Here is a 21280-nt window from a genome sequence, read left to right on the forward strand (position 1 = left end):
AGTGCCGTGAGAGGCCCTGTTCTTTATAAACCTCAATCAAGTGTGTCCTAATGTTGCGTGACGTGACAGTTGTGGTCCTGCCATGCTCCTTGGTTGATTGGCTTACTGGTTACGTCTATAAGCCACAGGCTCAGTTCCCAGCGAGTAGGGACTCCAGGCTTTTCCGGGTTGTTGTTCTGGTCAAGGGGTTCCAGCAATCCAACTCGTCTGCATTTCTGGCAAGTAGTCCTTCAATTTGTCCTTGCTCCAGCCCAGTACAGAAGGAAAAATCGGCACCTTTGATCGATTCGACAGTGTCCAATGAGGCCTGCTCTAGATCGCATCCTCTCATGTCAGCCATCTGCATTTCGCAGGTGCCGAAGCGGGTGCCACGACACATGGCGCCTCGCAGGTTTGCTGCGCGTAGATCCGACCCAGCCATGGAGACACCGTCAAGAATTGCCCCACTGAGATCAGCTCCACTCAAATAGGAGCCAAGAAGCACTGCTCCTCTGAGATCCATTGTTCGCAGATCACTATTATTGAGGAATGCTCCATTGAGTTTTGCGCCGGGTCCGACTGCCCCACTTGTTCGGAGTTCAAAGTCTTCAGGCACATTTGTCTGATGGTCGTAAAGAGCAAGTCGAAGATCCGCTCCTTCGAGCTGACATAAACTGAGGTTCGCACCTCTGATATCGCATCGGCAGAGCTGAGCTTTTCGTAAGTCTGCTGTCCCCAAATCTTTGTTGTTCCAGTTCGCCCCTCTTGCATCGAGAGGCTTTTGGTCGAGGTCATTTGTTCTTGCATCCTCAGGGGGCAACCATTCCCAAAGATTCAACGATTCAGGATCTTTCACAGGCAATCCAGCTCTCTTGTTCATGTTGTTCGCATACTAACCCAAGTCCTTACAACTCAGAGCTTGTGAGAGGTTACCCTCCGTTACTGTGCCGGTAGTTGATGGTCGATCATCGCTCTGATGTTCTGTAATCGCCTGATTTCTTGATGCGTTCGCTCCAGTTCCGCTCTTGTTGAAGACTTTAGATCAGGATCATCATAAGATCACTAAAAAGCACCGGATCTTGAGTGATCCGGTGCTTGAAATCAAGACATTGTGAGATCTATCTTTTTAAAGAATTTAGATCGTTAACGTCTTGGCTTGTTTCAAGCCCATGATTTGCAGTTTTTGGATTGGTACATCCTACGGAATGCTCCAGACGTCGGATCGCTGGTTGCTTTGGAGTAAACGAACCCGCTCACGTCGTAGCCCTTGCTAGCGCCGCTAATGCTGCGGGCATTGCTGAATTCCATCACGAGCTGGCTACGGCCTTCGATAATCACGTCTGAGGCCGCATTGGCTGGAGAGATCCGAGCCAAGTTGACAAATGTTGAGCAGTATTTGCCTGCTTCAGATGTCCATGCTCGTGGATAGGGAACAGTCTGTGTTCCGAACACTTCGAGATACTCGCCTGAGTGGGTGATGTGCTCGATAAAGGCGTCGAAACCTTGCTCTGCAATCAGACTGATGGCAGAGCTGACCTCTGCTTGGTTGATGGGAGGACGCCCCAACAGATGCTTGTAAGTGAGTTCTACGCCACGGATGGGAGAAACCTTGAAAAAATAATTTTGCTTGTAGAGGTCTGACTTGGCTAGGCCAGCAACAAAGTCTCGTACTGTGATATCCCCATTGCAGAGCCTTGATTCGAGTTCGGTGCAACGCTGGCTGCTTGTGGGCCCCAAGTTGCCGAGAACTTGCTTGTAGGTGGCAGAGATTGTTGCACTCAGTGCATCGCTCCCTGTGGCAGCGAACTGTTCAGCAACTGTGCTGAAGGGGCACTCGCTATGAACCCTTGGGCCCATGCCAAGGCCCATGGCGTTGCAGGTGTTTTCTTTGAAGGCATGAATACTGCTCGATGGCAGGCCTATGCGCGTGAGGAGCGCGTTCTTCTCGACTTCTTCTCTGTAAACATTGATTGCCTTGCCTTGCTTAAGTTTCCCCTCGTTTCTGGCGGCGTATGAAACTCGGTTGAGGCTTGTGAAATCACGGGTCGGCTTGATGGCAACCATTCTTGACTCTGGGAGGCGTATCTAACAAGGATTTTACGGCTTGGCATGATTTCCTTTGGTCAGTCTTGCTGCTTCGCAACAAAATGTTTGCTGGAGCCTCCTCTTCGCAATTCTGAATAGTGCCAGAGCGCTTAACGCATGGCTGTTTTGTCTGGTTTAGATGTTTCTTGCGATCAGGCTAGGCCTTGATTGAGCTCACTTCCTCTAGCTCTCGCTGTGTCTTGTCTGATCGACCAAATTGATTTCTGAGAAAATTTTGTTGTGGTTTGCCTGCTCCGATGAACTGGTTTTACGAGGGCGGATACGTTGGATATTTTCTGGTGTTCCCGCCTTGAATGTTCGCTAAGGGTAAAATCAACCAAGCCAGTCTTTCAAATTATTTGGAGAAGCTGGATATGGTCGCTGACCTTTTTAAGGCCTGTAGGCTCGTCTGAACTAGCGAGTTCCGTACATTTCGGATGCAATAATGAGGAGAATTCGTGTGATCTCGATGCCTCCAATCACTGCAAGACCCAGCCAAGTTTTGGTAGCCCACGCTGGTGGTGTCGTCCAAGCAGCTGTGAGGTTGCTGGCCTCAGGTCTTGACTGTAGATTCTGCTCCCATTGCTGATCTCGCCAATCGCTGCCGTAGCGAGGAAATTGCTGATAGATCGGGGTTTCACCCAGGGAACGACCCGGTAGAACGCGCGACCTTTGTTGTGGGACTAAGTCGTAGCCGAAGCTCGCCATGTATTCCTCGCTGTTGAGGAGTTGGTCGACGAATGCGGTGAAGCCTTGTGATGCAATCACGATCGACCAGGCGCGGCGCTCAGTATCGCCGTGCACCGGGCGACCGAGCACACGACCAACCACTTGATCCACCATTCGGTAGTTTGAGTTGCACTGGTAATAGCCGTGCTGAAATCGTTCCGACAGCAGCAATCCTCGTATGAAATCACGGGTGGTGATGTTCCCTGCTCGCAGTTGCGACTCCAGGTATGGATCTCGGTCGCAGCTCAGAGCATGAAAAAAGATCTGGCGGTAGGCCGTTGTCATTAAGGCATCGACAGTGGTGCGGCTTCCTTCGCTCGCGGCGCCAACTGAGCCCTGGAGTTGGCCACGAACGGTGGTACTGTCGCCAGCCAGATTGCTGACCCTGGAGTTTTGGGGCGTCAGCTCATAGCTCAGAAGCGGCAGGGCCATGCCGATGTCTCCGTGGGTATAAATACTTGCTGGTAATCATCGCCCGGTTGAAGGTTTGTGATCCGTGAGTGACCGAGAAACGTATCAGTAGTTTGCTTAACCTTTGTGAAGCTCGCCATTTAAATGTGCAAGAGCTTTCTCGAGGCACTTTGCTTCATGCTGATGGTCTTGCTTCAATAAATCAGTCGTGATCAGTTGTGAAAGGGATTGAAGAGCTAGTGTCATGCCAGTGATGGGCACATTCATCAGCTCAAACAGTTGGCGAACGGCCTTGATTCCAGAGGGGTCGGTGCATTGAGATTGATCGCTTGCCATCGCATAAATCGCAACACGGAGGAAATTCCAGCAATCTCGCCAGCAGGCGTCTGATCGCTCGGTTGGATAAAGTGCCCCTCCCTCTTCGAAAAGATGAGGCTGTCGAGCATGGAGCGTTTGCTTGCAGCTCTCCACATACCTGCTTGCTTCTCTAATCGTTAAATGGATAGCGCGTGGATTGGTCGCTGATTGTGTACAGATTGCTTCGATTTCTCTTTTATTCAGCATTCTTCTCTCTTGATCGGCTTTCTTGATCAAGCTTCGAGATTCTTCGTCGATCTGAGGATGATTGTGCAGTCCGCAAACTTGTGCTTTGCTAATCAGCTGTTTGAATGCTGCTTGAGATTCGGCGTTGTTCATGCCCCACTTATGAATCGTTTGAAACTGGTGATGCACTCAATGCGCCACTTCGGTCGAGATAGAACGCCCATGTCAGTTCAGATCCCAGCCCTGGGCAAAGTTTGGGGAGGTTGCTTGCCAGTGATTGGTCCACGCCAAGCTTGGTGAGGAGAGGGACGACCTCCTCTGCAGATTCGACATTAAAAAAGCGAATTGCAGAACCAACAACCCATGTGATTTGCGTGTCTTCAAGGGCGCGATCTCCGTGGGCGCAGGCGAGTAAAAGATTACAGCGTTGCTCACGAGAATTCAGTGTTTCGGCCCAAAGCCGAAGATCATCTGGCTTGAGGTCGATGCGAAATCTCTCAGGGCCAACGGCATGGATGATTTCGCCATTCTGGTCTGCGTTGTTGAGCAGTTGTTTGATTAATGACATTGTTCCTTTGGGCTAGTAAGTGCTCTGAATTGGTTTTGCGCAGGCTTGTTTGGTTAGGGTGAATGCCACTCGGGTGGGATTTCGCTGGAGTAGTCCACTGTTTTGTCAAATTGAAAAGGGCCGGCGATTGATCCCCAAAGATGCTCGTGTGTTTTTGGGTCGTGGCCGCGATCAATCGTTGTCATCCCTGAGTCGGAAAGTTCAAAGCTGCTGACAAGGTAAGACTCGATTCCTTGTCGCTTCACAATGCACTTGCACCCAGGCTCAACTTCTCCTTGAAAGCCTTTTCCATTTTCGCTGACGAGGTAGGTGCAGCCCTCAAGTAGTTTCAAGTCGGCCTCTGAGATTTGTGCTCGTTTGCTGTTGTCTTCAATGGCTCCCCAGAATCGTTGGTTGTCTTGGATGCCGTAATTGTTGATGACTAGTCCGCGTTGGTTGCAGATATTTGGTCTTAAAACACGAATTCTGTAGGGCTCTTTTGGTGCTACTGCATAGGCTTGCTCGAGCAAGAGCGATCCTGCTTTTAATTGGGGTAGGGGCCTGAACCGCACCAGGATGTGTCCGTAAAGAGGTGGGTTTTCGAAAGCTTGCTTCTGATTGTTGAAGCTTGCGCTTAGCTGCTTTGTCAGGCGGGCTAGAGACGCGTTCATGCCGAATGGGTGCTTGCCTGCAATGGGTTCTGCCCATTGGTCGGGGCAAGAGCTTGCTCCTCATCATGTTGGCAGCCTGATCACGTTGCTCTGGACACTCCCGGCGGAATCGATACGATTCGCTTGCTTCTTGAGGCATGTTCATGGGCGCGAATCTCGCCAGGCTCGACGATCAGGTCGTTCGGCACCTCTGCCGTCAGATGCAGGATATGACTCAAGTTTGCGAAGCGATGGCTCTAAAGCTGTTGGAGGTCGAAACTCGCCTTGATCAAATGGACTCCTCTCTGCAGGGGGTCGCTGTCGCCATGGAGAGTGATGGCTTGCATGAGCTGCTTGATGCAGTGGGTGGAAGGCTGGGTGATCTGAAGGGCCTTCTTGGCGTTGACGGTGAATCTGTGGGGGTGCCTGAGGTTGTGGCCTCGTCGAGTGAAGTGCTTTCGGAGGAGCAAGTTGAGGCCGATGAGTCGGTCGTGGCACACCTTGATCTTCATTCATCCCAGAATGAAGAAACTGATGAAGTGGTAGACCCAGTGGACACTGCTGAAGACGTGGACACCATTTATGTGGACGATCCTCAGATGGATTTGATGTCTGCTTGAGTTGGGTGACTAGGTCAGATCCAAAAGCCTGATTCTGAATTGAGCGACTTGTATCGCTTGCTCGGGATTGTCAATCAGAAATGGGTGCTCGCCAATCTTATTTTCAAAGATGAATGAAATTTTCTTTTCAATCGACTGATCCTTAAAGCTTGGATCGCTTGAGAGTTTTTTCCATGCATCATCGAATGTCATGGCAAAACTATCGGCGTTATTAAAAAGCCTGTCCATCGCACAACCATCTAATGCCAGGACCCAGATTTGAACTGGGGACACGGCGATTTTCAGTCGCCTGCTCTACCAACTGAGCTATCCCGGCCTGTCGCCTTGGCGACTGTCGAATTGTAGATCACTGAGGGCACTTCATTGGAGTGCGACCCAGGCAAGCCGCTCCGCTGACTGTGATGCCCGCCCGTTTGAGCGTTGTCATAGCGGCCATCACGGTTGCGCCGGTCGTGATGATGTCGTCGATAAGCCACGCCTGGTGTTGGCTCCAGTCGATGCCAGACCCTTCGGCTGCTGTGTTGTTGTAGCGAAAGCTGTTCCATTGGTTCTGCCACCGTTGCCGTCGATGGAGACGGTGTTGTCCCACCAAAGCTCTGGATCGCGCTAACAATGGAGCACGCGGGCGGTTGAGCACTTTGGCAATGCGCTCCGGTAAACGGTTGGCATGACTGGTCTGTTTCCAGCTGGGGATTGGAATCAGGATGGCTTGCGCCGGTAAGGCCTGCTGAAGGCTGTCGCTCAGACACCTGATTGGATGTTCGTGACCGCTCCTGCGCAGATGCAGGATCAGTCTTCTGAGATTGCCCGAGTAGTGGCCACCAGCCATCCATGGCAATGGGTCATCACCTTGCAGTGGTTGGCTGGGCAGATCAAATTGCTTTCGGCAGTGGCTGCAAGGTGATGCCGCCCCTTCCTTCGGCGCAGCCCATGTTGGTCCGCAGAGCGGGCAATGGGGCTGAAGGAGTAACTGTCCGATTTGAAAGCTGAGGGAGCTCCACATCCTCGACAGACAACTGTGAGGAGTATTCCCCTGGCAGCGTGTTAGTCAGACGCGGGCATCGCCCGCAACATCGCGACCAAGGTGCGATGGGCGTCCTCGCTATCGCTCAAGGTGTGGTCGAAAGGGATTTCCACGCTGTTGCCATCCACCATCAGTTCCATAGCCTCGGGTCGCACCGCTGTCATGGCAGCGGTTTGGGCCGAGTGCATGCCGCCGTAGTGCTGGGCATAGCGCAGGACCGCTTCGCTGTGGTCGTCATTCATGTGCCGGCAGATGCGATCGCTGACGGCGGTTGTGAGGGGATCTGCAGCCATGAAGTGGCGGAGGAAAGAGTGGGTTCTGGATCTCAGCTGAAACGTTGCCAGAGCAGGAGCCCCAGACGCATGCCGCTGAAGGTCACGTAACCGGCCAGAACGATGAACAAGCCAATGGCAAGAGCATCGCGCAGTTTGCTGGGCACGGCAGGGTGAGATGGACGACTTCGATTCTCGCCTGAAACCAGGGGGCAACGCTCAGGATGTGAAGGCCAATCGCGCTAACCGTGCAACCCCTTGTGCGGGGGGGGCCTGGCTGCTGACGACCGGACAGCCCAGAACGCGCTCCCGAATCCGTCGCCACTGAGGATTGCGGGCGCCTCCACCGATGCTGATCACCCGTTGGGGTGGTAGTGCTCCCAGTGCTGTCAGTTTCGCCCAACCTTCCGATTCAATCCGTGCCATCCCTTCCAGCAGGCCATGTAGATGGCGGACATCGCTCACCGGTCTTGGGGTGAGCACCGGTTCGCAAAACGGGTCATCCTGTGGAAAGCGTTCCCCGATGGTGGGCAAGGGCCGGTAATTCAGGCCACTGCTGCATTCTGGATCAATCTGCCGACTCAGTTCGGCCAAGTCGATCCCGGGAAATTGTTGTTGCAGCACCCCTCCACCGCTATTGGAGGCCCCTCCACACAACCAGCGCCCTCCAACGCGATGGCTGGTGATGCCTACTCCCTCCAGTGGCTGGTCGGTGAACCGTTTCATCACCAACGTGGTCCCAAGCACCGTGATCCCGTCGTCGTCTCCTGGATCGGCGGCCAAAACAGCGGCATTGCTGTCCGTTGTGCCAGCAACAATGCTGACTCGGTTGCTGAGGCCAAGGCTTGCGGCCACTTCGGGATTGATGGTTCCGAGAATGTTCCCACTGGCGCGCACCTGCGGTAAAGCGTGGTGCCAGCTTGTTCCCAGCATTCCTTGGGGCCAGCGCTGGTCTTGCAGATGCCATCCCAGCCGCAGGTTGTTTCCTTCTTCTCCCCAACGCCAGTCCTGCAGCAACCAGCCTGTGACCCAGTCAGCCTGATGTCGCAACAGCACAGTGTCGCCGTGCTGTTGGATCAAGCGAAGCGCACGGGCCAGGCTTCCGCTGCTGCTGGCTGCTGGTCCACCATCGGTCGCCAGGTCCTGCAGCTGTTCCATGTGCTCTGGGCAAGCTTCGCTGTAAGCCAATGCTTGACCCAGGGGATCCCCCTGTTGCGTGCAGGCCAGAAGTGTTCCTGAGGTGCCGTCAACGGCAACTGATTGGATGCGAAGGCGTAGATCAGCCGCAATCGATTCGATTAAGACCCTGGTGGCTTGGGCCCAGTCCTGAGGGTGGCAAAGATTGTGGGTGTAAGCCGTTGCTGCAGTGTGCAGCAGCAAACCTTCGCCATTAATCAGAGCAATCCTGACGCCGCTGGTGCCCAGATCAATGCCGAGCGCCAGTGGTGTCATCGTTGATTAGCCTTGCTGTAAGGCTGCTGCCTTGGCGCTGACGTCCTCCCAGGGGAGGTTCAGATCAGGACGTCCAAAGTGACCATAGGCCGCAGTGTCTTGATAAAAGCGGCCTCCCCGTTGCTGGGGCAGGTTGCGGAGACCAAAGGTCTCGATGATGGCGCCGGGGCGCAGGTCGAAATGCTTCTGCACCAGGGTTGTGAGTTCAGCATTGGAGACTTTGCCTGTGCCGAAGGCCTCCACAAGAATGGATACGGGCTTGGCTACACCAATCGCATAGCTCAACTGCACTTCGGCACGCTCAGCCAGGCCAGCGGCGACGAGTGCCTTGGCCACATAGCGAGCGGCATAGGCAGCTGAACGATCCACCTTGGTGGGATCTTTGCCGGAGAAGGCGCCGCCACCATGACGGGCGTAGCCGCCGTAGGTATCCACAATGATCTTGCGGCCGGTGAGGCCAGCATCGCCTTGAGGGCCACCCACCACGAATTTGCCGGTGGGATTGACCAGGTATTTGGTGGTGTCGCGCTTGGGCTTCAGGGTGAGATCCGCGGTGGCGGGCTCGACCACATGGGTCCAGAGATCGGCACTGATGCGCTCACGGATTCCCTTCTCATCGGAGATGCCAGCCACTTCAGCGGTGTGCTGCGTCGATATCAGGATGGTGTCGATGGCCACCGGCTTGTCGTTTTCATAAACGACGCTCACCTGGGTTTTGCCATCAGGCAAGAGGTAATCCAGGGTGCCGTTGTGACGCACCTCAGCAAGTCGCCGCGAGAGCCGGTGGGCCAGGCTGATGGGCAGCGGCATCAGCTCGGGCGTCTCATTGCAGGCGTAACCGAACATGATGCCCTGGTCGCCAGCGCCAACGAGATCCAAGGGATCGCCGGCGTGGTCGTCAGCTTCATCAACGCCCTGGGCGATATCTGGCGATTGTTGGTCCAAGGCGACCAACACCGCGCAACTGTTGGCATCAAAACCGCCAGCACGGGCGCCGCTGTAGCCGATGTCTTTGATCACGCTCCTCACCAGGCTGATGAAATCAACCTGGGCGTTGGAGGTGACTTCCCCCGTGATCATGCAGAGGCCAGTGTTCACCACGGTTTCGCAGGCGACGCGGCTGGAGGGATCCTGGGCCAGCAGCGCATCCAGCACTGCATCACTGACCTGATCGCAGATCTTGTCGGGATGCCCTTCGGTGACCGATTCAGAGGTGAAAACGTATTGACTCATAAGACGCCAGACTTGGCAGCGACTTTAGAGGTTGGTGGTCGGGGGGCTGATCAGCGGTCAACCACTTGTAGCTCGTCCCAATGACTGATCAGATGCTCATGCTCAGTGAGATCGGGGCTGCGCCTCCATCCGGCCACGTAGCCCAGGCTGAGTCCGATCCCTGCCTGGCGCGCCATGAGCAGATCTGAATCTGCATCTCCGATCAATGCACAGCGCGAAGGCTGCAAACCCAGGTTGTCGCAGAGCTGATGCACTGCCTCAGGGTCTGGCTTATTCGGTCGATCATCAGCGCTCCAGATGCCGGCCATGTGCCCCTCGAGTTGATGACCTCGCAGGAAGTCCTTAATCCCTTGATGGGTGTCGTTACTGATCACAGCGCAGGTGACCCCAGCCGCGTTCAGCTGATCGAGAAAGGGTTTCGTGGCAGGAAGCAGGGGGCTTGGGTTGTGGTCAGCAGTGGTGCTTTGGGCCTGCCGCCATTGGGCGGCCTTTTCGAAGCTGCGGTCCGCCATCAGCAGAGCACGGGGCCAAGACAGGCCCAACAGGGTGAACACGGTGGCAGTGGCCACCAGATTGTGCTGGCGTGAGGCAACGGCCAGCAGTCCGTCGGGGCTGACACTCTCTTTGCTCAGGCCATAGGCCTGCTGCATCAGGGTTCTTAATTGCTCCACCCGCTCGCTGGTGGCTGACTCTTCCGTGCTTGAAATCCAGCAGTCGCAAGCTGCTGCAATTCTGCTGTGCCCCTGTTCGATCAGTCGCGGCTCACTGTGGGAAAGGGTGCCGTCCTTGTCGAACAGCACCCCATCAAAGTCGCCCAAACACTCACCACGTAGCAGGAGTTGGGCCATTCACAGTGGGCTGAAGATCAGCCCATCATGCCGTAGGCCTCTTCGCCTTCCTCAGCCTGCTCGAGCAGCATTTGCTTGTAGCGGGCGGCCATTTCTTCGGCCTTATCGAACACTTTCTGGGGATCGGTGAGCATGTCACCGGGTTCCGGCTCGAGCGCCTTCGTGGAGAGGGAGATGCGACCGCGCTCTGCATCGAGGTCGATGATCATCACCTTCATCTGATCGTTCACGTTCAGCACCGAGTGGGGGGTCTCGATGTGCTCGTGGCTGATCTCGGAGATGTGCAGCAGACCGCTGACGCCACCGATGTCGATGAAGGCACCGTAAGGCTTGATGCCACGGACGGTACCGATGACCACTTCGCCCACTTCCAGGCGGTTCATCTTGCGCTCCACCAGGGCACGGCGATGGCTGAGCACAAGACGGTTGCGCTCTTCGTCCACCTCGAGGAATTTGAGGGGGAGGAAATCGGCGACCAGTTCTTCTTTGGGCTTACGGGTGCTGATGTGGCTACCGGGGATGAAGCCGCGCAGGCCTTCAACGCGCACCAGTGCACCACCGCGGTTGGTGGCGAACACTTCGGAATAGATGGTCGCGTCTTCTTTCTGAAGCTGACGCACACGCTCCCAAGCGCGCTGATATTCAATGCGGCGAATGGAGAGAGCCAGCTGGCCGTCTTCGTTCTCCTCACTCATGATGAAGAACTCGCGCACTTCACCGGGTTGCAGCACATCGCCGAGGCCCTCGACGCGGTTGATCGAGACCTCTTGCATCGGCATGAAGGCCGCGGTCTTGGCGCCGATGTCGATCATCGCGCCCTTGGACTCCAGGGCGAAAACGGTGCCGTTGACGATGTCGCCAGGCTTGAAGTTGTAGTCGTACTTGCTCAGCAGGGCTGCGAACTCGTCGAGGGAGAAACCAGCACTCTCGAGATCGCGTGGGTTGGCCCGGCTGCTCGGATCGTCAGCACTGGGCACATCCTCCGGAATGCTCAGGTCCTCTTCGGCGAAGGCTTCCGCCATCGTGGCCTCGGCTGCAGCGTCCTGCTCGCTGGTTGCTGCGGGGTCCTGAACCTGATCGGTGGAGGTAACAGACATAGGGGGGTGGCGGTCTGCCCGGAGACAGTGCGAAAGGAAGGATGCCGAGGCCCGCCGACCTCAAGCAATCAATCTTCCATCCTACAGATCAGCCAGGGATCAAACAGCAGCCAACTTGCCCTTCGGGGTGTGCATCCCCTCGAGGGTGGAGACAAAATCGCTGATGCCTTGGAATTGGCGGTAGACGGAAGCGAACCGCACGTAGGCCACTTCGCTGAGATCTTTCAGCTGCTCCAGCACCAGCTCTCCGATCTCCTGGCTGGTGATATCCCGGTTACTCCGTTGTTGGAGGATCGCTTCCAAGTCGTCGACGACCGTTTCAAGGCGCTCGGCTGATACGCCCGTTTTTTCACAGGCCCGGCCAAGACCGTGGAGCAGCTTGGTGCGGCTGAAGGTTTCACGGTTTCCATTGCGCTTGAGCACCGTGATGGGCATGGTTTCCACCCTCTCGTAGGTGGTGAACCGGAATTCGCAATTCAGGCATTCGCGTCTCCGCCGAACACTTTTGCCGCTATCGGCAGCGCGGGACTCCAGAACCCGACTATCTGTGTGTTGGCAGGAAGGGCACTGCACCGCCCGATGACCTCGAAACTCAAAGTTGTTCCAAGTTTAGACGCGCTGTCGAGCTCTGAACAGGGCGTGTTGCAACTGGTTTTTGCGATTGCTTCTTTGGGAGATCGGTGTGTTTTCGGCAATAAAAAACCCCGCCTGATGGCGGGGTTGATGAACGAAACCTGATCTACTTGCCGATCTTCGGGGGATCGCGGAAGGCGATCGCGAAGAAGAGAGTGGCAATCGCCAGGGTGAGGATGAGGATGTAAGCGAAGCTTTCCATCGAGAGTCTCCGGTGGGGCGATCAGCTGAGGGGGGTGCCTGCCGGGGGCACGTAGCCCTCGGGAAGACGACGGGTGGAACGGTCGCCCAGTTTCTGGAACAGACCGAACTCAACCTGTTCGCCCAGGTCGGGATCAATGCCGGCGAACACATCGCGGTAGAGGGTGCGAGCACCGTGCCAGATGTGGCCGAAGAAGAACAGTAGAGCGAAGCAAGCGTGGCCGAAGGTGAACCAGCCGCGGGGTGAGCTGCGGAAGGTGCCGTCGGAGTTATAGGTCTCGCGATCGAATTCGAACGCTTCACCCAGTTGAGCTTTGCGCGCCAGACGCTTCACGTCAGCAGGATCGGTGAAGGTTTGGCCGTCGAGGGCTCCGCCGTAGACCGAGGCTGTCACGCCCTGCTGTTCGAAGGAGTACTTCGCTTCAGCACGACGGAAGGGGATGTCAGCGCGAACAATGCCGTCACTGTCTTCAAGCACGACAGGGAAGTTCTCGAAGAAGTTGGGAAGGCGACGGACCTGAAGGTCGCGACCGTCTTTGTCAGTGAAAGAGATGTGTCCAACCCAGCCGGTGGGGAGGCCATCACCATTCACCATCGGACCAACACGGAACAGGCCACCCTTTGCAGGGCTGTTGCCGACATAGTCGTAGAAGGCAAGCTTCTCGGGGATGGCGGCGTAAGCCTGTTCCATCGATGAGCCCTCGTCCATGGCGGTTTGGACGCGGCGGTTGATTTCAGTCTTGAAGTAGCTCTGGTCCCACTGATAACGGGTGGGGCCGAACAGTTCGACGGGAGTTGCTGCAGAGCCGTACCACATGGTGCCGGCCACGACGAAGGCTGCGAAGAACACAGCGGCAATCGCGCTTGAGAGCACCGTCTCAATGTTGCCCATACGCAGCGCTTTGTAGAGACGCTCAGGCGGACGGCTGGTGATGTGGAAAATGCCGGCAATGATGCCAACAATGCCTGCGGCAATGTGGTGGGCGACGATGCCGCCCGGGTTGAAGGGGTTAAAGCCTTCTGGGCCCCATGCCGGTTGAACGGCTTCAAGGTGTCCTGTTAATCCGTAGGGATCAGAAATCCACATTCCGGGGCCAAATACACCAGTGAGGTGGAACGCTCCGAAGCCGAAGCAGCCAAGACCGGCCAACAGCAGGTGAATGCCGAAGATCTTGGGCAGGTCGAGTGCCGGTTCACCGGTACGGGGGTCCTGCCAGATCTCGAGATCCCAGTAGGTCCAGTGCCAGATGGCAGCCAGCATCAGCAGGCCACTGAAAATGATGTGGGCAGCAGCGACGCCTTCAAAGCTCCAGAAGCCAGGGTCAACACCGGTTTCACCGGTGATGCTCCAGCCACCCCAGCTCCCGGTCACACCGAGGCGGGCCATGAAGGGCATCACAAACATGCCCTGACGCCACATCGGATTCAGAACAGGATCCGAGGGGTCGAAAATGGCGAGTTCGTAAAGGGCCATCGAGCCGGCCCAGCCGGCAACGAGGGCGGTGTGCATGAGGTGCACGGCCAGAAGACGGCCGGGGTCGTTAATGACGACTGTGTGCACCCGATACCAGGGCAATCCCATGGGTCAGGTTCGGGGGAACGCAGCTGCTAAAGCAGCCAGACCTCGCGATCGTAAGGGGTGCTCCCTTGTGATCGGGCGCTGCTGTCGTGAGCTGCAACGTGTTGTGCCAGGGGTTTGGTCAAGTTGGCCATGCCCTGGCCCTGTGCTGTTGCTCGCTCGTGCCCGTGAGATGAGGAAGCCTTTGCGGGCGCCCACGGTTACAAAACGAAACTCTGGGCCTCAGAATGATGCGCTGACCTTTCTCTTGAGCGCCATGCCCGTCATTCGATTCGTTCGTGAAGGTCGGGATGTGGAGTGCTACCCGGGCGAAAACCTTAGGGATGTGGCGCTCCGGGAGGGGATCGAGCTTTACGGCCTCAAGGGTCGGCTTGGAAATTGCAATGGCTGCGGCCAGTGCATTACCTGTTTTGTGGAGATCTCGGGTGGTGCTGGGCCAGATTCGCTGTCGCCGCGCACGGCCGTTGAGGACGCAAAGCTCAAGCGTCGCCCAGAAGATTGGCGCTTGGCCTGTCAGGCCCTTGTGCAACGGTCGGCGATTGTGTTGACCAAGCCCCAGACGGGCCTCCCTGATCGTGAAGGCAAAATTGCTGCCGCACGAGCCCAGGAGCTTCCGGCTGGTCCCACCGCCTGGCCCGTCGTGGAGGTGGATGAAGACGATGCCGATGAGTCGGCCGATGCCGGTGGCGAGTCGTCAGCCGAGGCCGGGGTTGAGCTGGATGCTGCTACGCCCGGTGACGAGGGCTGATGCAAGGTTCCGGAAGGTCGCCGAACGGTGATACCTTCCGGATGCATCTTTTATCAGCCATGGAAACCAACGATCTCGGATTTGTTGCCAGCCTGCTGTTTGTTCTGGTTCCGACGATCTTCCTGCTCATCCTGTACATCCAGACCAACAGCCGCCAGGGTTGATTGAGGCGTGAGGCCGGAGGGGGTGATCAGCCCCGCTCCGGTTCCCTGACCAGCATCACCGGGGCAGGTGCGTGCACTCGGATGTAATCGCTCACTGATCCACCCAACAACTTGTCGAGATCCACAAGGCCGCGGGCGACAAGTGGACGGCGGTCTTGGGAGGCAATCACCACCAGGTCTGCGTTGCTCTCTTCAGCGGCTTTGCAGACGCCCCGACCAACGTCGGCATCGGTGACGTGCATCGGCTTGAGTTCAACCCCAAAGGTGCGAGCCTTCTGAACCGCATTGTTCAGCAGGTCGTCGCCTTTGCTGGATGCGCCCCGAGATGGAGCCAGTTCCTGCCTGGCAACATGCACGCCGATCAGCTGTCCGCCGGGGATGTCGCGGATCATTTCGCAGGCGATTTTGAGCGCGTCATCGCCGACGCCGGTGCCATCCACGGTCACCATCAACCGGTTGACATGGCGGACATAAAGGTCATCGCGCACCAGCAGCATGGGTCTGGTTGAGAGCTGGAAGACGTACTGACTCGTGCTGTTGGCGAGGATCGATTGCAGGCGTCCCAGGCCGCGGGAGCCCATCACAATCAGATCGGCATCCAATTCCTCTGCCACCTTCAGCACGGTTTGCTTGGCGTCGCCGTTGCGGATGATCGAATTCACTTCGCTTGCATCCAAACCCATGCGTCCTACGGCTTGGGCCAGGAGCGATGCGGCGGCGCCCCAGTGTTCCTCAGAGCCTGCGCTGCCCTGTTCCGGGACGACATGAAGCAGGTTGATCCGCGCGGTGCGGAACCCGGGCAAATCCCGCAGCATTCGCACCATCTCTTCCACGTGTCCCTTGCCGGAATCGGCGATCAGGAGATTCTTGAACACGGTTTCGTTCAGGCTTTGCTGCAGCCTATGGCGAGACTCTGTCTTCAGAACCACGGTGACTGAGAGCGTTACGACTCATCCATGGCGCCTTAAAAAGCGAGTTCTCCCGCAGCACACCGACCATGCTGGCGTGATGTGGCACGGCTCCTACGTGTCTTGGTTGGAAGAGGCTCGAGTCGAGGCTCTGGCTTCGGCAGGGATGCCCTATGGCCGGGTCTCTGAAGAGGGCTACGAGATGCCTGTGGTCCGGCTTGAGTTGACGTATCGCCATGCCTTGGCCCATGGCGATTTAGTGACGCTTGAAAGCAGGGCCCTACCGCGTCGGGGTGTGCGTTGGCCTTGGGAGTCCCGCTTCTGTCTCCCTGATGGAACGTGTGCGGCTGAGGCGACAGTGGAGCTCGTGCTGCTGCGTGTCGCAGATGGCAAACGTGGAGTGGTGCGGGAGGCGCCTGTCGCTTTGGCGGAAGCGCTCGCAGTGCTGGTGCGCGGCGAAGATCGCGCAGCTGATTAAGTAGTACCTTTGTACTGTTGGCGAATGGGTGCTGTGCGGCGTTGGTGGTGGCTATGGGCGCAGTGTCCTGGGGTTGGTCCTGCTCGGTTGGCCCAGCTTCAGCGAGTCGCCCTTGAGCACGGAACCGACCTCGGCGGTCTCTGGACCTGGCCATTGGACCAGTTGCGGATGGCGTTGCGCTGGTCGGATCAGCTGATCTGCGCGCTGGAGCGGCATCGCCAACGTTTGGGGCCTGATCCGCGTCTTCCACTCCCCCAGCGATTGTTATTGCCTGTGGATTCCCAATGGCCCAAGGGTTTTCATGCGCTGGACAGGCCTCCGATGATGGTCTTCTGGGAGGGCAATGATTCCCTGTTTGCTCCGCTGGGTTCGGGTCACGCTGTTGCCGTTGTCGGTTCAAGGCGACCGTCTGCCCATGGGTTGCGTGCGGCAGAGAAGTTAGGGGAAACGTTGGCCCGGGCGGGGTGGCCCGTGGTGAGTGGGCTGGCTGAGGGGATTGATGCTGCAGTGCATCAAGGTTGCCTGCGTGGGGGCGGACAGCCCGTTGCCGTACTGGGGACCCCATTGGAAAGGGCCTACCCGCCAGAGCATCGTCAGTTGCAGTCCGATGTCGCCCGTGCAGGCCTGCTGATCACTGAGCTTGCTCCGGGGGGCCGTGTGCAGCGCTCGAGCTTTGCTCTGAGGAATCGGTTGCTGGTGGCTCTTGCCCAGACGGTCGTGGTTGTCGAATGTCCAGAAGGCAGTGGTGCACTGTTATCAGCTAAGGCGGCCAAGACGCAGGGACGCGCGCTCTGGGCGATGCCAGCGGATGTTCTTCGGCATTCGGCGCGGGGAAGCAATCAGCTGTTGATCGACCAGGCCCGGCCGTTGCTGGATCCTGAACAATGGGTCGAGGGTTTGGGAGCGGGACCACTCACGCCCCTGTGTGGGGTGCAGGGCCTTCGCAATGGGGTGGCGTCGCACAAAGCTCTTCACGATCCTGCGTTGATGACGCTGTTGGAAGACGGAGCCACGCTCCAGCAATTGGCCCAAGGTTTGGGCCGCTCTCCAGCTGCTCTGGCTCAACAACTGGTGCAACTGGAGTTGGAGGGTGTGCTGAAAGCTGAAGCGGGAATGCGCTGGCGTCTTGCTTAGCTGGACGGATGGTCTCGCCGCCTCTCAAGGGATCCGACCTGCTGGCATGGCGCCGTCGCCTACTGGGGGACGGTGGTCACGCGGCCGACCTCGATTGGTTGCTGGATCTGGCCGCTGGATTGCGCTGGCCGGATTTGCAGCGTCTGCAGTTGGATCCCGATGGTGTGGAGCTGACACTGGCTTGCTCATTGGAAGCTTTAGAGCAGCAGTGGCTTCTGCATCGCCAGCGTCAGATTCCCCTGCAGCATCTGGTGGGCCGCTGTCCCTGGCGTGATCTGGAATTGTGGGTGTCGCCCGATGCGTTGATCCCCCGCCAGGAAACCGAGCTTTTGGTGGATCTTGCCGTGGCTCGGGGCCTTCAGTCTCCTTCTCCTCAATGGGGTCGGGGGCGGATTTGGGCTGATCTGGGAACGGGTTCCGGAGCTGTGGCGGTCGCTTTGGCGCGTCAGTTATCCGGCTGGCAAGGACACGCTGTCGATTGCAGCGCTGCAGCCCTGGCCTTGGCCCGCCGCAATCTTGAGTCGTGGGCTGATGGCATGGCTTGGCAGTTGCATCAGGGCAGTTGGTGGCAGCCGTTGCGGCCCTGGTGGGGGCAATTGGACCTGGTGGTATCAAACCCGCCTTACATCCCTGCGGGGGTGGTGGATCAATTGGATCCCGTCGTGCGTGATCACGAGCCGCGTTTGGCCCTTGATGGTGGTTTAGACGGGCTGGATTGCTGCCGTCTGTTGTTGGATGGCGCTGCTGAAGCTTTGGCTCCGGGGGGATGGTTGTTGCTGGAGCATCACCACGATCAGAGCGAGGCGGTGTTGGCGCTGATGACGAACGCTGGATTGCGCGACGTTCAAGCTGCTCAGGATTTGGAGGGTATTCGTCGCTTTGCCTTGGCCCGTCGTGCAGCAGGCTGAAGAGGGTTTTGCCGACGAACGGCATGTCGATGGCCGATCATCCGTCACCTACTGGCCAGCCCAACGTCTGCTCGACAGATGCGATGGCCCGCTGTTTATTGGCAGGAGGGGCCGGCTTGATGCCTACGGACACTCTTCCTGCTCTCATCGCGTTGCCGGGCCATGCTCGCCAGATTTGGACCCTGAAGCAGCGGCCCTCTGAAAAGCCTCTGATCCTGATGGCTGCAAACGCGGAAGCTTTGCTTGCTCTGGTCAGGCCTGAGGCCCAGGCTGCTGCGCGTCCACTGGCGCAACTCCATTGGCCTGGGGCCCTCACCATGGTGCTGCCGATTGCCGGTGATGCGCTGGCGCAATCCTGGTTGCGTGCGCTCAATCCGGGTGCCACAACGTTGGGGCTCAGGGTGCCGGCTTGTGCGCAGGCCAGACAGCTTCTGGCGCGTACGGGCCCTTTGGCCACCACCAGTGCCAATCCTTCCGGCGATGCTGCGGCATTGACCGCTGCCCAAGCGCATTGTTATTTCCCCGATCTGCCGTTGTTGGGGCCGACACCATGGCCCGCACCGCAGGGATTGGCCAGCACGGTGCTGGCCTGGCAAGACTCAGGGAGTTGGCAGACCTTGCGTGCAGGTGCTGTGATGCCCGCAGGAGTGGATTCATCTCCACCATGCTCTGGTTGATTGCCCTGGTTGTGATCCTGCAGAGCCTTGGGCTTTGGTTGTTCGACCCGCTGATTCAGCTCGGCACGGCCTTGACCAATCTCAGCTTCCTTCCCTGGATGTTGCTGCTGGTGGCGCTCTGGCTGCTGTCAGGACGCATGGATTGAAGCCGGCTAACGGATTTGAACCGATGGCCTTCGCTTTACAAAAGCGCTGCTCTACCGCTGAGCTAAGCCGGCGTCGATCGCACTGTACCGGCCGACTCTCAGCTCTGCATTGGGGTGTGGGTCATCAACCAGATCACGAGCTCCAATCGGCTGCGGCATCCGGTTTTTGCCAGGGAGTGGCTCACATGGGATTCGACGGTTCGCACACTCAGCATCAGCTGGGAGGCGATGGCTTTATTGCTCAGACCCTCGAGCAGCAGCGCGTTCAAACCATTTCGGCTGGGCTTAACGAGAAACGGGGCATGACGTCGAGGAATGCAGGCATGAGCAAGCATTCCCCGGTTGTCGGCATCTCAGCTCTCGTTGCGGTTGACCGCAAGCGGACGACGGATCGGAAGGTTGGCCACAAGGGCCGTGACGCGGTCTTCGGTTTCCAGGCTCACGTCGCCCTCGGAGAGGTCAATCTCCACATATTTCGCCACCACTTCAAAAATCTCGCGCCGCATCTGATCCAGCAGTTCTGGACTCAGATCACTGCGGTCATGGGCGAGCACCAACTGCAGCCTTTCACGCGCTGTGCTGGCGCTGGCGGGCTGTCGGTTCAGCAATTTGTCGAGAATGTCGCGCAGGGTCATCGGTTTCAGAAAATCTTCTTTTGCATCAGTCGGCGCACCTTGGCGCGGAGTCCACTCCGTTCCTTGGAGGGATCAATGAGGGGCACTTCTTCTCCCTGCAGTCGACGGGCCACATTCCCGTAAGCACGGGCCGCAGGAGAGTGACTTCCATTCAGCGTCAAGGGCTCACCACGGTTTGTGCTCACAATGACCTGCTCGTCCTCCAGGACCAGACCCAGTAGGGGCAGAGCAAGGATGTCGGTGACGTCGTCGACCGCAAGCATTTCCTGATTGGCCATCATCTTGGGACGGACCCGGTTGAGCACCAATTGCACAGGGCTGACGCCGTGGGTGTTCAGCAGCCCGATCACGCGATCAGCATCGCGTACCGCAGACACTTCCGGCGTCGTGATCACGATCGCTTCTTTCGCTGCAGCAACAGCATTTTTAAAGCCGTCTTCGATGCCGGCCGGGCAGTCGATCAGCACGTAATCGAACTGCTGCTCCAGCATCTTGGCGATTGCCTGCATGTCCTCAGGCTTGAGCCACTCGAGCATGCGTGGATTACCTGCCGGCAACAGAGCAAGGTTCGGCTCCTGCTTGTGCTTGACCAGAGCCTGTTCCAGGCGACAGGTCTCGGCCAGCACCTCCTGCGCGGTGAAGACAATCCGATTCTCCAGACCCAGCAGTAGGTCCAGGTTGCGCAGGCCGAAATCGGCATCGAGCACAACCGTGCGAAGCCCCAGTCGGGCTAAGGCGATGCCGAGGTTGGCTGTCAGTGTGGTTTTCCCGACCCCTCCTTTACCGGAGCAGATCAGGATCGTTCGCGAAGTGGACGCCACGGATTCCCGGGAAGTCGCGCCACCTTAAGGGTGGTCAAAGCTTCAGGCCAATCATTTCCCTTCAGTTCCTGATCACTCGATCCCGATCAGGTGCTTCGAAAGCCTGGGATCCGCGGGCTCAATCACGATTTCTCCGCCACTCATGCGTGCTTCTTCGGCCAGACCCGCCAGGGGTTGATCCTCGGGGCCACGCGCCACTTGATCGGCGATCCGCAGTTGCAGCGGGCGGAGCTGCAGAGCCACGATGCGAGCGGATTGATCACCTTGACGTCCGGCATGGGCCACCCCGCGCAGCCGCCCCCAAACCATGACGTCACCAACTGCTGTGACTGTGGCTCCGGGGTTTACGTCCCCCAGGACCAACAGGTCCCCTTCGCTGTCCAAGCGGTCACCTGCCCGAAGCGTGCCCCTGTGCAGGCGTAGTGAATCCGTGCTTTGGGGTGGGCTTGGCGCAGCACTCCCGGTTTGCTGCAGCTCCACGGGCAAGCCCAGGGCTTGGGCGCTGACCGCTGTCTGGGGATTCAGCGTTTGCAGTTGAGCAATGGTGAATCCGGATCCTGCCAACAGGTGCTGGAGCTGCCGAAAGTCTCTGCACCGCAGCAGCCAACCATGAGCGATCAGTTCGAGAGGGCCTGGGGACAGCGCTTGCAGCTGCTGGGGAAGAGTGTCTTCCCAGTGGGCCCTTCGCGGTTGCGGAAGAGTGAGTCGCTGGCGCATGCCTGGGATGTCATCAGCGGCCATCGGTGTGGTGGGAAAGG

The 21280-nt window shown here is 57.8% G+C and carries 30 protein-coding genes and 2 tRNA genes; 9 read left to right on the forward strand and 23 right to left on the reverse strand.

Features of this window, described 5'->3' with window-relative positions:
• Positions 1-130 precede the first annotated feature (130 nt).
• From RS9916_RS13240 to RS9916_RS13265, 6 genes are all read right to left on the reverse strand, one after another.
• Positions 131-859, reverse strand: a complete 729-nt coding sequence (locus tag RS9916_RS13240) for a pentapeptide repeat-containing protein (protein ID WP_007099963.1) — start codon at positions 857-859, stop codon at positions 131-133.
• Between the two features lie 281 nt (positions 860-1140).
• Complete coding sequence (locus RS9916_RS13245) at positions 1141-2043, reverse strand: phycobilisome rod-core linker polypeptide (protein ID WP_007099964.1); 903 nt, start codon at positions 2041-2043, stop codon at positions 1141-1143.
• Between the two features lie 435 nt (positions 2044-2478).
• The gene (locus RS9916_RS13250; RefSeq protein WP_007099965.1) at positions 2479-3225 is read right to left on the reverse strand and encodes a phycobilisome rod-core linker polypeptide; all 747 of its coding nucleotides are present in this window, start codon (positions 3223-3225) and stop codon (positions 2479-2481) included.
• A 96-nt stretch (positions 3226-3321) separates the two neighbouring features.
• Positions 3322-3900 (reverse strand): phycobilisome polypeptide, encoded by a 579-nt coding sequence (locus RS9916_RS14050; protein WP_007099966.1) that lies wholly within the window; start codon positions 3898-3900, stop codon positions 3322-3324.
• A gap of 7 nt (positions 3901-3907) precedes the next feature.
• On the reverse strand, positions 3908-4315 hold the full coding sequence (locus RS9916_RS13260) for a hypothetical protein (protein ID WP_007099967.1): 408 nt from the start codon (positions 4313-4315) through the stop codon (positions 3908-3910).
• A gap of 53 nt (positions 4316-4368) precedes the next feature.
• The gene (locus RS9916_RS13265; protein ID WP_007099968.1) at positions 4369-4965 is read right to left on the reverse strand and encodes a chromophore lyase CpcT/CpeT; all 597 of its coding nucleotides are present in this window, start codon (positions 4963-4965) and stop codon (positions 4369-4371) included.
• Positions 4966-5237: 272 nt separating this feature from the next.
• On the opposite strand from RS9916_RS13265, the gene RS9916_RS13270 reads away from it, so the two are divergent.
• Positions 5238-5564 (forward strand): hypothetical protein, encoded by a 327-nt coding sequence (locus tag RS9916_RS13270; protein ID WP_156777558.1) that lies wholly within the window; start codon positions 5238-5240, stop codon positions 5562-5564.
• Positions 5565-5573: 9 nt separating this feature from the next.
• On the opposite strand, the gene RS9916_RS13275 is transcribed toward RS9916_RS13270, so the two are convergent.
• From RS9916_RS13275 to nrdR, 9 genes are all read right to left on the reverse strand, one after another.
• Positions 5574-5837 carry a hypothetical protein gene (locus RS9916_RS13275; RefSeq protein WP_369791596.1) on the reverse strand — a complete coding sequence of 88 codons (264 nt, stop codon included), beginning with the start codon at positions 5835-5837 and terminating at the stop codon, positions 5574-5576.
• Positions 5808-5880, reverse strand: a tRNA-Phe gene (locus RS9916_RS13280). The genes RS9916_RS13275 and RS9916_RS13280 overlap by 30 nt, the downstream gene beginning before the upstream one ends.
• A 30-nt stretch (positions 5881-5910) precedes the next feature.
• Positions 5911-6567 (reverse strand): ComF family protein, encoded by a 657-nt coding sequence (locus RS9916_RS13285; RefSeq protein WP_050752277.1) that lies wholly within the window; start codon positions 6565-6567, stop codon positions 5911-5913.
• Between the two features lie 41 nt (positions 6568-6608).
• The gene (locus tag RS9916_RS13290) at positions 6609-6881 is read right to left on the reverse strand and encodes a DUF2470 domain-containing protein (RefSeq protein WP_007099974.1); all 273 of its coding nucleotides are present in this window, start codon (positions 6879-6881) and stop codon (positions 6609-6611) included.
• Positions 6882-7079: 198 nt separating this feature from the next.
• The gene (locus RS9916_RS13295; protein ID WP_007099977.1) at positions 7080-8312 is read right to left on the reverse strand and encodes an FGGY-family carbohydrate kinase; all 1233 of its coding nucleotides are present in this window, start codon (positions 8310-8312) and stop codon (positions 7080-7082) included.
• A gap of 6 nt (positions 8313-8318) precedes the next feature.
• On the reverse strand, positions 8319-9545 hold the full coding sequence (gene metK, locus RS9916_RS13300; protein WP_007099978.1) for a methionine adenosyltransferase: 1227 nt from the start codon (positions 9543-9545) through the stop codon (positions 8319-8321).
• A gap of 50 nt (positions 9546-9595) precedes the next feature.
• Positions 9596-10393: an HAD family hydrolase gene (locus RS9916_RS13305; protein ID WP_007099979.1), complete on the reverse strand. Its 798-nt coding sequence runs from the start codon at positions 10391-10393 to the stop codon at positions 9596-9598.
• 17 nt (positions 10394-10410) lie between these two features.
• Entirely contained in the window at positions 10411-11490 is a 1080-nt protein-coding gene (locus RS9916_RS13310) for a 30S ribosomal protein S1 (RefSeq protein ID WP_007099980.1), read from the reverse strand.
• Positions 11491-11589: 99 nt separating this feature from the next.
• Positions 11590-12063, reverse strand: a complete 474-nt coding sequence (nrdR, locus tag RS9916_RS13315; RefSeq protein ID WP_038023865.1) for a transcriptional regulator NrdR — start codon at positions 12061-12063, stop codon at positions 11590-11592.
• A gap of 6 nt (positions 12064-12069) precedes the next feature.
• Between nrdR and RS9916_RS14655 the strand changes: the two genes are divergently transcribed.
• On the forward strand, positions 12070-12228 hold the full coding sequence (locus RS9916_RS14655; RefSeq protein ID WP_156777559.1) for a hypothetical protein: 159 nt from the start codon (positions 12070-12072) through the stop codon (positions 12226-12228).
• Position 12229: 1 nt separating this feature from the next.
• Here RS9916_RS14655 and RS9916_RS13320 read toward each other — a convergent pair whose 3' ends face one another.
• Both RS9916_RS13320 and psbB read right to left on the reverse strand, forming a co-directional pair.
• Positions 12230-12325 (reverse strand): photosystem II reaction center protein T, encoded by a 96-nt coding sequence (locus tag RS9916_RS13320; RefSeq protein WP_006042122.1) that lies wholly within the window; start codon positions 12323-12325, stop codon positions 12230-12232.
• A 21-nt stretch (positions 12326-12346) separates the two neighbouring features.
• Positions 12347-13906 (reverse strand): photosystem II chlorophyll-binding protein CP47, encoded by a 1560-nt coding sequence (gene psbB, locus RS9916_RS13325; protein ID WP_007099982.1) that lies wholly within the window; start codon positions 13904-13906, stop codon positions 12347-12349.
• Between the two features lie 253 nt (positions 13907-14159).
• Between psbB and RS9916_RS13330 the strand changes: the two genes are divergently transcribed.
• Both RS9916_RS13330 and psbM read left to right on the forward strand, forming a co-directional pair.
• Positions 14160-14651 carry a 2Fe-2S iron-sulfur cluster-binding protein gene (locus RS9916_RS13330; protein WP_038023870.1) on the forward strand — a complete coding sequence of 164 codons (492 nt, stop codon included), beginning with the start codon at positions 14160-14162 and terminating at the stop codon, positions 14649-14651.
• Positions 14652-14710: 59 nt separating this feature from the next.
• The gene (psbM, locus tag RS9916_RS13335) at positions 14711-14815 is read left to right on the forward strand and encodes a photosystem II reaction center protein PsbM (RefSeq protein ID WP_007099985.1); all 105 of its coding nucleotides are present in this window, start codon (positions 14711-14713) and stop codon (positions 14813-14815) included.
• A gap of 26 nt (positions 14816-14841) precedes the next feature.
• Here psbM and RS9916_RS13340 read toward each other — a convergent pair whose 3' ends face one another.
• Positions 14842-15690: a universal stress protein gene (locus tag RS9916_RS13340; RefSeq protein WP_038024671.1), complete on the reverse strand. Its 849-nt coding sequence runs from the start codon at positions 15688-15690 to the stop codon at positions 14842-14844.
• Positions 15691-15745: 55 nt separating this feature from the next.
• On the opposite strand from RS9916_RS13340, the gene RS9916_RS13345 reads away from it, so the two are divergent.
• The 5 genes from RS9916_RS13345 (at position 15746) to RS9916_RS14985 (ending at position 19066) form a co-directional block, all read left to right on the forward strand.
• Positions 15746-16201 carry an acyl-CoA thioesterase gene (locus RS9916_RS13345; RefSeq protein ID WP_038023873.1) on the forward strand — a complete coding sequence of 152 codons (456 nt, stop codon included), beginning with the start codon at positions 15746-15748 and terminating at the stop codon, positions 16199-16201.
• Positions 16202-16288: 87 nt separating this feature from the next.
• Positions 16289-17335 (forward strand): DNA-processing protein DprA, encoded by a 1047-nt coding sequence (locus RS9916_RS13350; RefSeq protein WP_232199601.1) that lies wholly within the window; start codon positions 16289-16291, stop codon positions 17333-17335.
• Between the two features lie 8 nt (positions 17336-17343).
• Positions 17344-18243, forward strand: coding sequence for a peptide chain release factor N(5)-glutamine methyltransferase (gene prmC / locus RS9916_RS13355; RefSeq protein ID WP_007099989.1), 900 nt, complete (start codon positions 17344-17346; stop codon positions 18241-18243).
• A gap of 83 nt (positions 18244-18326) precedes the next feature.
• Positions 18327-18920 (forward strand): L-threonylcarbamoyladenylate synthase, encoded by a 594-nt coding sequence (locus RS9916_RS13360; RefSeq protein ID WP_050752345.1) that lies wholly within the window; start codon positions 18327-18329, stop codon positions 18918-18920.
• Positions 18908-19066, forward strand: a complete 159-nt coding sequence (locus RS9916_RS14985) for a hypothetical protein (RefSeq protein WP_007099991.1) — start codon at positions 18908-18910, stop codon at positions 19064-19066. Before RS9916_RS13360 ends, RS9916_RS14985 begins: the two co-directional genes overlap by 13 nt.
• Here the strand turns inward: RS9916_RS14985 and RS9916_RS13365 are convergent.
• The 5 genes from RS9916_RS13365 to minC form a co-directional block, all read right to left on the reverse strand.
• A tRNA-Thr gene (locus tag RS9916_RS13365) sits at positions 19067-19138 on the reverse strand.
• A gap of 26 nt (positions 19139-19164) precedes the next feature.
• The gene (locus RS9916_RS13370) at positions 19165-19335 is read right to left on the reverse strand and encodes a response regulator transcription factor (RefSeq protein WP_007099992.1); all 171 of its coding nucleotides are present in this window, start codon (positions 19333-19335) and stop codon (positions 19165-19167) included.
• Between the two features lie 84 nt (positions 19336-19419).
• Positions 19420-19701 carry a cell division topological specificity factor MinE gene (gene minE, locus RS9916_RS13375; protein WP_007099993.1) on the reverse strand — a complete coding sequence of 94 codons (282 nt, stop codon included), beginning with the start codon at positions 19699-19701 and terminating at the stop codon, positions 19420-19422.
• Between the two features lie 5 nt (positions 19702-19706).
• The gene (gene minD / locus RS9916_RS13380) at positions 19707-20522 is read right to left on the reverse strand and encodes a septum site-determining protein MinD (RefSeq protein ID WP_007099994.1); all 816 of its coding nucleotides are present in this window, start codon (positions 20520-20522) and stop codon (positions 19707-19709) included.
• A 72-nt stretch (positions 20523-20594) separates the two neighbouring features.
• Positions 20595-21263 carry a septum site-determining protein MinC gene (gene minC / locus RS9916_RS13385; RefSeq protein ID WP_007099995.1) on the reverse strand — a complete coding sequence of 223 codons (669 nt, stop codon included), beginning with the start codon at positions 21261-21263 and terminating at the stop codon, positions 20595-20597.
• Positions 21264-21280 lie beyond the last annotated feature (17 nt).

It is taken from the genome of Synechococcus sp. RS9916 (genome assembly GCF_000153825.1).
GTDB lineage: Bacteria > Cyanobacteriota > Cyanobacteriia > PCC-6307 > Cyanobiaceae > Synechococcus_C.

Coding starts and splice junctions, on each gene's coding strand:
- RS9916_RS13305 (WP_007099979.1), bottom strand. CDS start 10,393: ATGGCCCAACTCCTGCTACGTGGTGAGTGTTTGGGCGACTTTGATGGG.
- RS9916_RS14985 (WP_007099991.1), top strand. CDS start 18,908: ATGCTCTGGTTGATTGCCCTGGTTGTGATCCTGCAGAGCCTTGGGCTT.
- RS9916_RS14050 (WP_007099966.1), bottom strand. CDS start 3,900: ATGAACAACGCCGAATCTCAAGCAGCATTCAAACAGCTGATTAGCAAA.
- RS9916_RS13285 (WP_050752277.1), bottom strand. CDS start 6,567: ATGTGGAGCTCCCTCAGCTTTCAAATCGGACAGTTACTCCTTCAGCCC.
- RS9916_RS13360 (WP_050752345.1), top strand. CDS start 18,327: ATGGCCCGCTGTTTATTGGCAGGAGGGGCCGGCTTGATGCCTACGGAC.
- RS9916_RS13270 (WP_156777558.1), top strand. CDS start 5,238: ATGGACTCCTCTCTGCAGGGGGTCGCTGTCGCCATGGAGAGTGATGGC.
- RS9916_RS13250 (WP_007099965.1), bottom strand. CDS start 3,225: ATGGCCCTGCCGCTTCTGAGCTATGAGCTGACGCCCCAAAACTCCAGG.
- metK (WP_007099978.1), bottom strand. CDS start 9,545: ATGAGTCAATACGTTTTCACCTCTGAATCGGTCACCGAAGGGCATCCC.
- RS9916_RS13290 (WP_007099974.1), bottom strand. CDS start 6,881: ATGGCTGCAGATCCCCTCACAACCGCCGTCAGCGATCGCATCTGCCGG.
- minC (WP_007099995.1), bottom strand. CDS start 21,263: ATGGCCGCTGATGACATCCCAGGCATGCGCCAGCGACTCACTCTTCCG.
- psbB (WP_007099982.1), bottom strand. CDS start 13,906: ATGGGATTGCCCTGGTATCGGGTGCACACAGTCGTCATTAACGACCCC.
- RS9916_RS13260 (WP_007099967.1), bottom strand. CDS start 4,315: ATGTCATTAATCAAACAACTGCTCAACAACGCAGACCAGAATGGCGAA.
- RS9916_RS13295 (WP_007099977.1), bottom strand. CDS start 8,312: ATGACACCACTGGCGCTCGGCATTGATCTGGGCACCAGCGGCGTCAGG.
- RS9916_RS13310 (WP_007099980.1), bottom strand. CDS start 11,490: ATGTCTGTTACCTCCACCGATCAGGTTCAGGACCCCGCAGCAACCAGC.
- RS9916_RS14655 (WP_156777559.1), top strand. CDS start 12,070: ATGACCTCGAAACTCAAAGTTGTTCCAAGTTTAGACGCGCTGTCGAGC.
- RS9916_RS13320 (WP_006042122.1), bottom strand. CDS start 12,325: ATGGAAAGCTTCGCTTACATCCTCATCCTCACCCTGGCGATTGCCACT.
- psbM (WP_007099985.1), top strand. CDS start 14,711: ATGGAAACCAACGATCTCGGATTTGTTGCCAGCCTGCTGTTTGTTCTG.
- prmC (WP_007099989.1), top strand. CDS start 17,344: ATGGTCTCGCCGCCTCTCAAGGGATCCGACCTGCTGGCATGGCGCCGT.
- RS9916_RS13330 (WP_038023870.1), top strand. CDS start 14,160: ATGCCCGTCATTCGATTCGTTCGTGAAGGTCGGGATGTGGAGTGCTAC.
- minE (WP_007099993.1), bottom strand. CDS start 19,701: ATGACCCTGCGCGACATTCTCGACAAATTGCTGAACCGACAGCCCGCC.
- RS9916_RS13265 (WP_007099968.1), bottom strand. CDS start 4,965: ATGAACGCGTCTCTAGCCCGCCTGACAAAGCAGCTAAGCGCAAGCTTC.
- RS9916_RS13245 (WP_007099964.1), bottom strand. CDS start 2,043: ATGGTTGCCATCAAGCCGACCCGTGATTTCACAAGCCTCAACCGAGTT.
- RS9916_RS13240 (WP_007099963.1), bottom strand. CDS start 859: ATGAACAAGAGAGCTGGATTGCCTGTGAAAGATCCTGAATCGTTGAAT.